The organism is Novosphingobium sp. AAP1, from assembly GCF_001295765.1.
Lineage (GTDB): Bacteria > Pseudomonadota > Alphaproteobacteria > Sphingomonadales > Sphingomonadaceae > Novosphingobium > Novosphingobium capsulatum.
In genome coordinates this window covers 244,905-258,090 of sequence record NZ_LJHO01000002.1, presented here as the reverse complement: position 1 = coordinate 258,090, position 13,186 = coordinate 244,905, and the positions used below count along the sequence as shown (strand labels likewise).

General features: G+C 65.6%; 13 protein-coding genes. 7 read left to right on the top strand and 6 right to left on the bottom strand.

All coding sequences use genetic code 11. The features are described from left to right. Positions 1-87 precede the first annotated feature (87 nt). Positions 88-876 (top strand): DeoR/GlpR family DNA-binding transcription regulator, encoded by a 789-nt coding sequence (locus IP65_RS05160; RefSeq protein ID WP_022677024.1) that lies wholly within the window; start codon positions 88-90, stop codon positions 874-876. Positions 877-883: 7 nt separating this feature from the next. On the opposite strand, the gene IP65_RS05155 is transcribed toward IP65_RS05160, so the two are convergent. From IP65_RS05155 to ahpC, 5 genes are all read right to left on the bottom strand, one after another. Next, a complete protein-coding gene (locus IP65_RS05155; protein ID WP_054131239.1) occupies positions 884-1,285 on the bottom strand; it encodes a cytochrome c family protein in 402 nt (133 codons plus the stop codon). A 113-nt stretch (positions 1,286-1,398) separates the two neighbouring features. After that, positions 1,399-1,881: a MarR family winged helix-turn-helix transcriptional regulator gene (locus IP65_RS05150; RefSeq protein ID WP_054131047.1), complete on the bottom strand. Its 483-nt coding sequence runs from the start codon at positions 1,879-1,881 to the stop codon at positions 1,399-1,401. A gap of 117 nt (positions 1,882-1,998) precedes the next feature. Next, a complete protein-coding gene (locus IP65_RS05145; protein WP_054131046.1) occupies positions 1,999-3,471 on the bottom strand; it encodes an ATP-binding protein in 1,473 nt (490 codons plus the stop codon). Between the two features lie 241 nt (positions 3,472-3,712). After that, complete coding sequence (gene ahpF / locus IP65_RS05140; protein WP_197279228.1) at positions 3,713-5,263, bottom strand: alkyl hydroperoxide reductase subunit F; 1,551 nt, start codon at positions 5,261-5,263, stop codon at positions 3,713-3,715. A gap of 205 nt (positions 5,264-5,468) precedes the next feature. Next, a complete protein-coding gene (ahpC, locus tag IP65_RS05135) occupies positions 5,469-6,032 on the bottom strand; it encodes an alkyl hydroperoxide reductase subunit C (RefSeq protein WP_022677019.1) in 564 nt (187 codons plus the stop codon). 145 nt (positions 6,033-6,177) lie between these two features. On the opposite strand from ahpC, the gene IP65_RS21665 reads away from it, so the two are divergent. The 6 genes from IP65_RS21665 to IP65_RS05110 all read left to right on the top strand — a co-directional run bounded on the left by IP65_RS21665 (position 6,178) and on the right by IP65_RS05110 (position 11,806). After that, positions 6,178-6,366, top strand: coding sequence for a hypothetical protein (locus IP65_RS21665; protein ID WP_158441994.1), 189 nt, complete (start codon positions 6,178-6,180; stop codon positions 6,364-6,366). Between the two features lie 159 nt (positions 6,367-6,525). Beyond that, positions 6,526-7,683 carry an HlyD family secretion protein gene (locus IP65_RS05130; protein ID WP_022677018.1) on the top strand — a complete coding sequence of 386 codons (1,158 nt, stop codon included), beginning with the start codon at positions 6,526-6,528 and terminating at the stop codon, positions 7,681-7,683. Further along, a complete protein-coding gene (locus IP65_RS05125) occupies positions 7,683-9,290 on the top strand; it encodes an MDR family MFS transporter (protein ID WP_022677017.1) in 1,608 nt (535 codons plus the stop codon). The genes IP65_RS05130 and IP65_RS05125 overlap by 1 nt, the downstream gene beginning before the upstream one ends. Positions 9,291-9,310: 20 nt before the next feature. Beyond that, on the top strand, positions 9,311-10,750 hold the full coding sequence (locus IP65_RS05120) for an efflux transporter outer membrane subunit (protein ID WP_082349787.1): 1,440 nt from the start codon (positions 9,311-9,313) through the stop codon (positions 10,748-10,750). 113 nt (positions 10,751-10,863) lie between these two features. Beyond that, positions 10,864-11,133 carry a hypothetical protein gene (locus tag IP65_RS05115; RefSeq protein ID WP_054131044.1) on the top strand — a complete coding sequence of 90 codons (270 nt, stop codon included), beginning with the start codon at positions 10,864-10,866 and terminating at the stop codon, positions 11,131-11,133. Next, positions 11,087-11,806: a TetR/AcrR family transcriptional regulator gene (locus tag IP65_RS05110; protein ID WP_231627559.1), complete on the top strand. Its 720-nt coding sequence runs from the start codon at positions 11,087-11,089 to the stop codon at positions 11,804-11,806. Before IP65_RS05115 ends, IP65_RS05110 begins: the two co-directional genes overlap by 47 nt. 54 nt (positions 11,807-11,860) lie before the next feature. Here the strand turns inward: IP65_RS05110 and IP65_RS05105 are convergent, their stop codons facing one another. Next, positions 11,861-13,156: a cytochrome b/b6 domain-containing protein gene (locus IP65_RS05105; RefSeq protein WP_054131043.1), complete on the bottom strand. Its 1,296-nt coding sequence runs from the start codon at positions 13,154-13,156 to the stop codon at positions 11,861-11,863. Between the last annotated feature and the right edge of the window lie 30 nt (positions 13,157-13,186).

Genomic DNA, 13,186 nt, shown 5'->3' with positions numbered 1-13,186 from the left:
CAGCCCATGCGCGAAGATGATGGCTTTTGAGCGCGCAGGCGGGCATAAGCCAGCGCTTGCCGGAATGAAAAGGGACGAGCCAGGGCCATGCATGCAGCGGAACGCGAACGGTTGATCGTCGAAGCGATCGGCCCCACGGGTTTCGTGAGCTATCGCGACCTCGAGGCGATGCTTGATGCCTCTCCCGCCACGATCCGGCGTGATCTGTCGCGCCTGGAAAGCGAGGGGCGCATCGTGCGCGTGCATGGCGGCGCGCGTCTGGCTGATGGCGCCGAGGCGCCTGCCCGCCCGGTCGGCTTTCACCTGTCGGGCACGCCGTTCGAACAGGCCATTACGGAAAACCTTGCGGCCAAGCAGGCGATCGGCCGGGCAGCCGCAGCGCTATGCCAGCCCGGCGAAGGCATCATGCTCGATGGCGGTACCACCACCTTGCAGATGTGCCCGCATCTGGCCGGGCTCGATCTCCAGGTGCTGACCAACTCGCTCTATATCGTCAACGCGCTGCTGCCGCAGCCCGGCACGCGCATCCTGGTGCCATCGGGCGCGGTGTTTCGCGAACAGAACATCATCCTGGCCGCGGCGGGCGAGGAATCGATGCCACGCTTTCATGCGCCCAAGCTGTTCATGGGCGCAGCGTCGGTGGGCGCGGCCGGCGTCATGCAGGCCGATGTCGTGCTGGTGGCAGCAGAACGCCGCCTGATCGACCGCGCCGAACAGGTGATCCTGCTGGTCGACAGCAGCAAGTTCACCACCCGTTCGGGCACGATCGTGTGCGGGCTGGACGAGGTTGACACCCTCATCACCGACGCCGGCATTCCCGCCGCCGCCGCCGCCGCAATACGCGACGCCGGCGTGCAACTGGTGATTGCCGAATAGACCGGTGTTACTTGGTCGCCTGTTGCAGATAGGCGATCACGTCTGCGCGGTCTTTGGCATCGGGCAGACCGGCAAAGGCCATCTTGGTGCCCTTCACATAGGTGGTCGGGCTCTTGAGATAGGTGTTGAGCGTATCGGGCGTCCACGTCACGCCGCTGCTCTTCATCGCATCGGAATAGGCATAGCCCGGCAGCGAGCCAGCCTTCCGCCCGATCACGCCCTTGAGCGAGGGGCCAAGCCGCGTCGCCCCGGTGTTGAGATCGTGGCACGCCAGGCAGCGCGCCGCCACGGTACGGCCATGCGCGGGATCACCGCCTTCGGCCGCCGCAGCCGGTGCCACCGTTCCGGCAACCCCCATTGCCAGCCCCAAGGCGCCCAGCGCCACAACAGAAAAACGAGCAAGCTTCATCACGGTCTCCCGGGCGGGCCACATTCCGGCCCGCGTGATTTCAGACCATGTCACACGCTGGCTGACAAGGTGCTGAACGGGCCGTGCCGCACAGGCCGCCGGCGTCCCGGCCGTCACCCTTCCTTGGAAGGGGCGGAAAGATAGACTTTCATCAGGATGCGGAACAATTCGGACCGCTCGCGCACGGTCAGGCATGCGGTCAATTCGTCTTCATGCGCCACGATCACGCGCCGCGCCTCGGCCAGGGTGATCAAGCCGCTTTCGGTGACCCACAGCCCACCAGCGCGGCGATCGAGCTTCGACGGCTCGTTGACGAGATAGCCATTGCGCATCAACTGGCGCACGAACTGGTGCACGGTCGGGCGCTCGATCTTGAAAAAGCGCGAAAGGTCGGTCTGCTTCACGCCGGGGTTGGCGTTGACCAGCCACAGGATCGCCACCTGCTTGGGCGTGACGCTGAGCGGTTCAAGCTGGCGTTCCAGCCGCGAGACGAACAGCGTATTAGTTGTGCCGATGTGCAGGCCCAGGACCGAATCCAGCCCATCCAGCACCAGTTCGGGCGTAACTGATTGACGGGTAAGAACTTCGGACGCCAAAGCGCAACCTTTCAAGACACACTGCGGCACAGAATGTTACCGCATCAAGTCCATTAGGCATACGAACCGTTTTTGCGCAAATGTTTTGCGGCGCAACAGGCCGCAAACCGCCAAGGTTCAGGCTTCGACCGGTGCCGTCGTCATGCCCAGACCGGGAATACCGATGGAGCGGCGCCCGCCATAATCGGTGCGCACCACGATCAGCCCGCTCTTTTCGAGGTGATCGAGCAGGCGGCGGATGCGCCCCGGGCTGCGCGTGCCATAGATCTCGGCCATGCGCTCGTCATCCGGGCACGGCAGGCCTTCGACGGCTGCCACGGCCAGCACCAGGAACGGGGCAAGCAAATCATCCGCCACGCCTTCGGCCAGCTTGAGCGCCGGTTGCCAGCGCGGCTCGCGATCGTCGGGGATGCCGGCCACCGCCATGGCAAAGCGGCGGCGGAACGCGGCCAGGTCGATGCCCACCTGGCCCAGCCGCTGCATGCGGCAGCGCACGGTGAAATCCTGATAGAGCTGCGCCGCAGGCTGGAACGTGCAATCCGGCTCCGCTGCCATTTCCGCCAGGATCGCGGCAATATCGGCAGCGGTTTCCTCGGCGGCAAACAGGCTGGGCTCGGCCGGCGGTTCCACCTGCTCGGCGGCGGGCACGCTGCTTTCGATCTGCTCCAGCAGTTCGCCGCTTTCGGGTGCGGTCTCTTCCGGCTCTGGCGGGGTGGGCAGCGGATCGAACATCAGCGGCTCTGCCATCAGCAGCGCCTCCATCTCCTCGCCCGCGGCATTGGGCATCGGCATCAGGCCATGCACCACGTTGCGCGCGCGCGTTTCCACGTCGGCGATCTTCACCCCCACCGGGCGGCGGCAGATCGCCGGGCCCAGCGCCAGGAAATGGCCGCGCTCCAAGTCGCGGATCTGTTCGGCCTGGCGCCGCTCCATGCCGAGGAGATCGGCGGCGCGGGCCATGTCGATATCCAGGAAGGTGCGCCCCATCAGGAAGTTGGATGCTTCGGCCGCGACGTTCTTGGCCAGTTTGGCCAGGCGCTGCGTGGCGATGATCCCTGCCAGCCCGCGCTTGCGGCCACGGCACATCAGGTTGGTCATCGCCGCCAGCGAGAGGCGGCGCACATCGTCGGCCACATCACCGGCGGCGGCAGGCGCAAACATCTGCGCCTCGTCCACCACCACCAGCGCGGGATACCACTGGTCGCGCGGGGCATCGAACAGGGTGTTCATGAACACGGCGGCGCAGCGCATCTGCGCTTCCAGCTCCAGCCCGTCGAGCGCCAGGATAACCGAGGCGCGATGCTGGCGGATGCGTGCGGCCAGCTTGACGATCTCGGTGCCGTCATAGGCCGATCCATCGACCACGACATGGCCAAACGGTTCGGCCAGGCTGACGAAATCGCCTTCCGGATCGATCACCACCTGCTGCACCACGCTGGCGCTCTGCTCCAGGATCCGGCGCAGCAGGTGCGACTTGCCCGAGCCGCTGTTGCCCTGCACCAGAAGGCGCGTGGCCAGCAGTTCCTCAACATCGATGCGGACGGAGGCGCCCGACCGGTCGTCGGCGCCGATGACGATGGTTGCGCTCACGCCTCGCTCTTAGCGCGCAGGGCCGTGGCGGCAAGGGGATTGGGGGAAAAGGTTGTCGAAAGCGGGGTGGGCTTGGCCACATTCTCCCCCTCCTCTTCAGAGGAGGGGGGGCGGGGGGTGGTGCGATGCCTAGCGCCAGGTTTCCACCACCCCCAAACCCTCTCCTCTGAAGAAGAGGGGGCTTTTACCCACCCCCTCCCGCAGGCGGGAGGGGGTCGGGGGGAGGGAATGTTATCTGGCCTTAGTGCCGGATCAGATAATCAAACGCCGCCAGCGAGGCCTTGGCGCCCTCGCCCATGGCGATGACGATCTGCTTGAACGGCACCGTGGTGCAGTCACCCGCAGCAAACACGCCGTCGAGGCTGGTGGCATTGTGAGCGTCCACCTCGATCTCGCCACGGTTGGTCATGGCGATGCTACCGCCCAGCCATTCGGTGTTGGGCACCAGGCCGATCTGCACGAAGATACCTTCCAGTTCGACGGTGTGTTCCTCGCCGGTCTCACGGTTCTTGTAGACCAGCGCCGTCACCTTGTGGCCATCGCCCAGCACTTGCGTGGTCATGGCCGAGGTGATGATCGTCACGTTGGGCAGGCTGCGCAGCTTGGTCTGCAATACGGCATCGGCGCGCAGCTGGCTGTCGAACTCGATCAGGGTGACATGGCGGACAAGGCCAGCCAGGTCGATCGCGGCTTCCACGCCCGAATTGCCGCCGCCGATCACGGCGGTGCGCTTGCCCTTGAACAGCGGCCCATCGCAGTGCGGGCAATAAGCCACGCCCTTGTTGCGATATTCCTCTTCGCCGGGCACGCCCATCTGGCGCCAGCGGGCCCCGGTCGACAGGATCACGATCTTGGCCTTGACGCTTGCGCCGCTGGCCAGTTCGATGTGGTGCAGCCCATCGCCATTGGCCGGCTTGAGCTTGACCGCCGCCTGCACGTTCATGACGTCGATTTCATAGTCCTTCACGTGCTGTTCCAGCTGGGCGACCAGCTTGGGCCCTTCGGTGTGCGGCACCGAAATGAAGTTCTCGATGCCCATGGTATCGAGCACCTGGCCGCCGAAGCGTTCGGCCACCACGCCGGTGCGGATGCCCTTGCGCGCGGCATAGATCGCCGCTGCCGCGCCGGCCGGGCCACCGCCGACCACCAGCACGTCGAACGGGTCCTTGGCGGCGATCTTTTCCGCCGCGCGGGCCACCGATCCGGTGTCGAGCTTGGCCACGATCTGCGCCAGATCCATGCGGCCCTGGCCGAACTGCTCGCCATTGAGATAGACGGTCGGCACGGCCATCACCTTGCGGCGCTCCACCTCGTCCTGGAACAGCGCGCCATCGATCGCCACGTGCGTGATATCGGGGTTGAGCGCGGCCATGATGTTGAGCGCCTGCACCACGTCGGGGCAGTTCTGGCACGAGAGCGAGAAGAACGTCTCGAAATGCAGCGGCCCATCAAGGTTGCGCACCGCATCGAGCAGTTCCGCGTCTTCCTTGGGCGGGTGACCACCCACATGCAGCAGCGCCAGGATCAGCGAGGTAAATTCGTGGCCCAGCGGCAGGCCGGCAAACACCGCCTGCGCCCGCCCTTCATCCGCGCGGATGGCAAAGCTCGGGCGGCGGGCATCCTGCCCGTCGAGGCGCACCGAAACCTTGTCGCTCAGCGCGGCGATTTCTTCGACCAGGCTGCGGGTGTCAGCAGACTTGGCACTATCGTCCAGGCTCGCGACCAGTTCGATCGGGCGGCGCAGGTTGCCAAGCAGGCCCTTGAGCTGGGCAGTAGTGGGGGCGTCAAGAATAGGCATGGCGTGTTTCTCTCAGGCAGGAGGGTGCGTGCCGCGTGGGGCCATGGACGGCCTCACGCCTGGGATGGGCGGAGCGGGCAGACATTTGGGGGCTTTCCCGGCCGATGAAGGCGCCGGCGCCGCGTGGGCGCGCGCAAGGGGCCGGGGTGCCCGGGTTCGGGGCGGGCGCGCTGGCCCACCCCGGTTCAGGCAGCAAGAATCAGATCTTGCCGACGAGATCGATCGAGGGAGCAAGCGTTTCGGCGCCTTCTTCCCACTTGGCCGGGCAAACCTGGCCGGGATTTTCGCGCCAGTACTTGGCAGCCTTGATCTTGCGCAGCAGTTCGGTGGCATTGCGGCCCACGCCTTCGGGGGTGATTTCGACCAGCTGGATCACGCCATCGGGATCGACCACGAAGGTGCCGCGGTCGGCCAGGCCAACGCCTTCGCGCAGGATGCCGAAGTTGTTGGAAATGGTGTGGTTCTGGTCACCCAGCATGTAGTAGTTGATCTTGCCGATGGCCGGCGAGCTGTCATGCCAAGCCTTGTGGCTGAAGTGGGTGTCGGTCGACACCGAATAGACTTCCACGCCCAAGCCCTTGAGCTCTTCATACTTGTCGGCGAGGTCTTCCAGCTCGGTCGGGCACACGAAGGTGAAATCGGCCGGGTAGAAGAAGAACACGGCCCACTTGCCCAGGACGTCAGCATCGCTGACATCGACGAACTTGCCCTGGAGATAGGCAGTGGCCTGGAACGGCTTGAGCTTGGTTCCGACGATCGACATGGGTTCGACTTCCTTGTGGTTGGTCGTGGCTGAAATGAATGCTGGCAAGAGGGGCAAGACACGCCACAGCGCATCAGCGCCCCTCGTTGCAGGGCAGCAATTAGGCATGGGCGCCGACGATTGCCAATGATCAATTCCGCCCAGATTGATTGATCCTTTCGATAAGACGCTCCCAGCGCTGATCGCATCCATGCGTCTTGCCCCGACATGGACTTTGGACAGCGTCGGCGCAGGGAACCAATTGCGCAGCTGCGAATTGCAGCGCCTGCAAGCCTTGGTTCCCGCCGGCCTGAAAACCCACGCCTGGGCGCTGGCAGCACACGGATTGCCTTAGAAAACCTTTTACCGCCAACATGTTGATGTTTCAGGTTGCAATTTTCGCAAGCTCGCTTCGAAAACTTTCACTTGCAGCCCAAGGCACCGCTCGCCAATTGCGCCAATATTGAACTAAACTGTCTCGTTCCATTTTTGTTGATCTGACAGGAAGCCCCCGATGCCCGCCCCCGACACCGCAGCCGCAACCCCCTCCACCGAACCTGCCGAAGAGACCGCGCCCGCGACCAGCGGCCGCAAGAAGCTGATCGGCCGCATCGCACTGGGCGTGGCGGCGGTGGGCCTGGTCTATGGCATTTATGCCTTCATCGATTATCGCAACAACGGCCAGTACATCCAGTCGACCGACGATGCCTATGTGAAGGCCGATGGCGTGACCGTCAGCTCCAAGCTGGCCGGGTATGTGCGGCAGATTGGCGTCGCCGATAACCAGCAGGTTCCTGCCGGCGCTTTCCTGGTGCAGATCGATCCAACCGATTACAGCGCCAAGCTGAATCAGGCCGATGCCCAGGTCAGCGTGGCCCGCGCCGCCGAGCAGGCGACTTCTGCCGGCATCGCCGAAGCACAGGCCAGCCTCAACCAGGCCAAGGCCGCCCTCGCCGCCTCGCAGCGCGACCTGGCGTACTACAGCAGCGAAGTCGCGCGCTATGCCCCGCTCGCCGCCAGTGGCGCCGAACCGCGCACCCAGCTCGACCAGCTGACCAGCGCGCGCGACAAGGCCGCAGCCGATGTGCGCGCCAAGCAGGCGATGGTCGAGGCCGCCGCCAGCAAGATCGCCACGACCAAGGCCCAGGTACAGCAGGCCAGCGCGCAGATCGCCTCTGCCGAGGCCAGCCGCCAGGCCGCCCGCAACGATGTCGGCACCACACGCATCGTCGCGCCGATCGCCGGCAAGGTCGGCTCCTCGGCCGTGCGCCTTGGCCAGTTCGTGCAGCCCGGCCAGCGCCTGCTGACCATCGTGCCGACCCAGGCGATCTATGTGGAAGCCAATTTCAAGGAAACCCAGATCGGCCTGATGCGCCCCGGCCAGCCGGTGACGATGCATGTCGACGCGCTGCCTGACGTCGATTTCCACGGCGTGGTGGATTCGATCACGCCGGGCACGGGTGCGAACTTCTCGCTGATCCCGCCGCAGAACGCGACCGGCAACTTCACCAAGATCGTCCAGCGCGTGCCGGTGCGCATCCGCATCAACGCGGGCGAGGAATCGCGCAAGGTGCTGGTCCCTGGCCTGTCGCTGACGGTCAAGGTTGATACCCGCGCCGCCAAGGGCGCCATCAAGGCGATCCGCGCCGAGCAGGACCAGGGAGCCAAGTAATGGCCGCCGCAACCCTTCCGGCCGAGGCCGGCAACGGGGGTGGCGCGGCAAAGCCAGCGGCTGGTTCCAGCTCTGGCAATGCCGATCTGACCGCCTGGCTGGCCGTGGTGGCCGGAGCCATCGGCGCGCTGATGGCCACGCTCGACATCTCGATCGTCAATTCGGCCCTGCCCACCATCCAGGGCGAAATCGGCGCGTCTTCCACCGAAGGCACGTGGATCGCCACCAGCTATCTGGTGGCCGAGATCATCATCATCCCGCTCACCGCCTGGCTGGAACGCGTGTTCGGGCTCAAGCGGTTCCTGCTGATCGCCTCGGTGCTGTTCACCGGCTTTTCCATCGTGTGCGGCCTGTCCACCACGCTGACCATGATGATCGTGGGACGCGTCGGCCAGGGTTTCACCGGCGGGGCAATGATTCCCACCGGGATGACCATCATCGCCACGCGCCTGCCGCGCCACCAGCAACCGGTAGGCACCGCGCTGTTCGGTTCCACGCTGATCCTGGGGCCGGTCATGGGCCCACTGGCCGGCGGCTGGCTGACCGAGAATTTCTCGTGGCACTATGCCTTCTTCATCAACATTCCGATCTGCATCATCCTGATGGTGTTCCTCACGGTTGGCCTGTCCAACACCAAGATGCGCCTTGATGAGTTGCTCAACGCCGATTGGCTGGGCATTCTTGGCCTGGCACTGGGCCTGGGCGGATTGACCGTGGTGCTGGAGGAAGGCAACCGCGAACAGTGGTTTCAATCCACGCTGATCTGGCAACTGACCGGGGTGACCATCGTTGGGTTCATCCTCATCTCGATCGGGCAGCTCTTTGCCAAACGGCCAGTGATCAAGCTCGCACTGTTGCGCAACCGCGCTTTTGCCGCGGTGTTCGTGCTGGGTCTGCTGATCGGTTCGGTGCTCTATGGCACGGCCTATGTCATCCCGCAGTTCCTGGCCGCGATCGCTGGCTACAATGCCTATCAATCAGGGCAGATCGTGTTCCTGTCGGGCATTCCGGCAGCCATGATGATGCCGCTGTTCCCTCTGCTCGTGAAGCGGTTTGACCTGCGCTACGTGGTCTTGACCGGGATGCTGATCATGGCCGGGTCGTGCTGGCTCGATACCACGCTGACGGTCAACTCCGATGGGTCCGACTTTGTCGTATCGCAGCTGATGCGTGGGCTCGGCCAGGCCCTGTCGATGCTGTTCCTCAACCAGGCAGCTATTGCCAGCGTCAAGCCCGACGAAGCCGGTGACGCATCGGGCCTGTTCAACGCGGCGCGCAACCTCGGTGGCTCGATCGCGCTGGCCCTGCTCGCCACCTTGCAGGAACGGCGCGAGGAATTCCACCGCTGGTCGATCCACGAAACCCTGCCGGCCAACAGCCCCAGCGTGCAGGACTGGGTATCGAGCCAGGCTGCCTCGTTTGGTGGCGGGCCCGACGGCCTTTCTGCCGCGCTGCAATCGATCGACGGCATGGTGCTCAAGCAAGCGCTGGTCATGGCCTACACCGATGAGTTCATCGCGCTGATGGTCGGCATTGCTGTCGTCCTGCCGCTCGTTTTCCTTCTCCGGCCCCTGCCCAAGGGCCACCACAACATGGCGATGCACTGATGCAACATTCTTCACGCCCCATGGCTTTCCGCCCCCTGGCCATCGCCCTGCTCGCGTCCGCCGCCCTTGCCGGGTGCACCACGGTTGGCCCCAAGTATGCCGGCGCGCCCGATGCTGCGCCGGGCGCCGCCGCCCGCAGCGCGTTCCTGCGTGGCGACGCTGCCACCACCACCGCCACGGCGCCCACCGCGCGTTGGTGGGATGCGCTCAATGACCCGGTGCTGGGCAGCCTGATCGACAAGGGCCTGGCCAATTCGCCCAATATCGCGGCGGCCAATGCCCGCATCGCCCAGGCGCGCGCAGGCCTTGCCGCCAACAAGACCGCGCTGATCCCCACGCTCAATGTTTCGGGCGCGGTGCCCTATATCAACGTGCCCTCCAACATCCTGGGTGGCAACGATACCGGCCGCACCGACACCACGATCTACAACGTGGGCTTTGACTCGAGCTGGGAACTGGACCTGTTCGGCGGCACCCGCAGCAAGATCACCGCTGCCGGCGCCCGTGCCGAAGCGGCCGAGGCCGGCGCCGATGATGCCCGCGTGACGCTGTCGGCCGAAATCGCCCGCGCCTATGTGTCGCTGCGCGCCAAGCAGGCCGTGCTGGCCCTGCTCGATCAGCAGGCGGCGATCGATGCCCAGCTGGTCAACCTGGCGCAGCAACGGCTGCAAGGCGGCACCGCGCCCGAGCAGCCGCTGGCCCAGGCCCGTGGCCAGGCTTCGCAAACCGAGGGTGACCGCGCCAAGACGCGGGCCGATATCACCGTACTCATCGATCAGCTGGCGGTGCTGACCGGGCAGGAACCGGGCGCGCTCGATGCCACGCTGACCACGCCGGCGCCGCTGCCGTTGCCGCCGGCCAGCGTGGCCGTGGGCGATCCCGCCAGCCTGCTGCGCAACCGCCCCGATATCCGCATGGCCGAGCGCCAGCTGGCCGCCGCCAATGCCGACATCGGCGCACAGATCGCAGCTGGCCTGCCCAAGATCAGCTTCATGGGCCTGCTGGGCCTGGGTGGCACCAGCATCGGCGATGTGGTCGATCCGTCCAAGATCATCGGCCTGGCCCTGCCGCAAATCCGCTGGAGCCTGTTCGATGGTGGGCGCAACAAGGCACAGGTGGCCAGCAAGCGCCAGGCCTATGCCGAGCAGGAAGCCAATTATCGCAACACCGTGCTGACCGCGCTGCAGGATGCCGAAGGCTCCCTCACCCGCTTTGGCAGCCAGCGCCAGGTCTATGGCAAGGCGCTGGATAGCCAGGCGCAGGCCGCGCGGGCGCAAGCCCTGCAGCAACAGCGGGCCAATGCCGGCACCGTGGCCCGCAGCGACGCCTTGAGCGCGCAACGCCAGCAGGTGCAGGCAGCCCAAGCCACCGCAGCGGCCGCGGCAGAGCTGACCACCGATTTCATCGCCGTGGAAAAGGCGCTTGGCCTGGGGTGGCAGGCACCGGCCCAGGACCGCTGAAATGAGCCAGATCCGTTCCGTTTATAGCGCTTTGCGAACGCCCGAATCTGTGTCAATTTTCCTTCACAAGACGCCGCAAAGGCGTGAGCCACTCGGACAGAGGGTTGGGAAGGATGGATTGGTTTTCGGATATCGGCCGCCGCGTCTGGCTGGCCTATCAGGAAGGGCTGGAAATGACCTGCCCCGCACATCGCGAATGCGTAAAGCGGCCGGGACAGATTGCGGCACGCGACAGTGCATCGGCCTTGCCCGGAACGGCAGCGGAATTTTCGGCGTCGTACACCTTCGTCGCGCAGATCGATGCGGCGACGGCCACGGGCAACGGGAGTGCGGCCGATGACTCTGCCGCCGCATTCCAGCACGGATCAACCGCCCGCCACTGACGCGCCGGCCACCGACGGCATGGCATCGCCCGCCGCGCCGCGGCGGGGGCGCCCCTCGGTGGCAGAGGCGGAACAGCTTTACGGCAAGATTCTCGACGCCAGTTGGGAGGTTTTGCTGGACAGCGGGCTGGATACCTTCACGTTCGATCGCGTTGCGCGCCATGCCCATATCGGCAAGGCCACGATCTATTCCCGCTTTGCCGGCAAGCGCGAACTGCTGGAAGCGCTGGTGCATCACGCCGTGGCCAAGCGCCGCGATGCCATCGCCGCGCTGCAAAGCGACCGTTCACTTGCAGAAACGTTTCGCCTGCGCGCCGTGGAAACGCTGGAACTGCTCCATTCCCCCGATGGCAAGCTGATGGAACGGCTGATCGACTGGCTCGATACCGAGGCCGGCAGCCCGCAGGGCGGCTATCGCGCGATGGTCTATCGCAACGCGGTCGACAAGATTCGCAGCCTGTTCGAAATGGCGCAGCAGCGGGGCGAGATCGTCATCGACGATTGCGAGAACGCCGCACGGTTCTGGCTCGAAGGCCTGTTAGGCCACTACAAGATGGCCAGTTCCGAAGGCGGCCAGGATCGCGCGCAGCACATGCGCTGGGCCGATCGCTATGTCAGCTTCTTCTTTGCCGGGGTGCGCCAGCAAGGATCGCCCGGCGCGCCGCCGCGCTGACCGATCGCATCCCGCCCTCGCCCGGCATCGGCCAGGCGCGGGCGGGAACGCGGATCAGGACTGGCGCTTGGCCTTGAGCGCGAAATCGACCGTCACGCCATCGAGCAGCGTATCGGTGCCACCCCATTCACCGGTGCCGACGCCAAACGCGGTGCGTGACAGCGTGGCGGTGCCGTGCGCGGTGGCCCGATCGCCATCGATCGTCAGCACAAAGGCCAGCGGCACCGGCCGGATTTTGCCGGCCAGCGACAGCGTACCTTCGGCGACATAGTGCCCGGGCGACTGCGCGCGGAAACGCGATGCTGTATAGATCGCCTGAGGATGTGCGGCGGCGCGGAAGAAATTGTCGCCCTTGAGCATGTCGTCGCGCTGCGCATCGCCGGTGCCGACCGAAGCCAGATCGATCGTAGCGCGCAGCGTGGAATGGGCAAGATCATCGGGCGAGAACACGATCTTGGCGTCCCAGCGGCCAAAGCTGCCGTTGATCGCGTCACCCGAATAGGTGGCGTGGAAGCCAAGCTTGCCACCGGGCGCGAGTTGCCAGGCAACCGCCTTGGCAGCAGTTTCAGTGCCAGCCGATGCATCGGCCACGGGCGCCGCCGCGCTGGCCGGCGCCTGAACCGCGGCATCGCTGGCCATATCGGTGGCCGCTTCTGACTCATCGCCATCGGGATCAGCCGACGCGGCTGCAACCGGCGCCACCGCCGGGCCACCAAACGGCCAGACCTTGGCAAGCGCCATCGCGCCGGCCGAGCAAATCAGCGCCACAACCACACCAATGGTCAGCCCGCGACGGGTATTGGCCGGGATCATCCGGCCCAGCAGATCATCGCCCATGAAGTGATGGCGCAGCGCGCCAGCGACGTGCAGCGCGAACAGGCCCAGCGTCACCAGGCCAAGCGCGCCGTGAATGGTTTCGGCCGGCTCGTGCCAGGCATGGCCGACCGGCAGATTGGGCATCGGCAGCTTGCCGAACACCATGGTCTGCATGCGGATCTTGGAGGTGGACACCATGATCCAGCCCGACAGCGGGCCCACGATCATCACCGCATAGAGCAGGACGTGCACGACCTTGACCAGCAGCTTTACCGCCGGCGCGCCTTCGGCCGGTGCCGGGCGCCGCGCCACCAGACGCACGCCCAGGCGCGCGAGGCTGAGCGCCAGGATCAGGAAGCCGACCGACTTGTGAAACTGGTAGCCGGCAAAGCTGGCCGTGCCCTTGGGCAGGTCTTCCAGCCGCCAGCCGAGCGACACCTGAAACAGCAGCAACGCCGCGATCGACCAGTGGAGGATGATCGCACTCAGGGCATAGCGCTTTGGCGACAGCACCCGCGAAAACGTGTCATTCATGCCGCGAAAATCTCCTCATCCTCTTGGCCA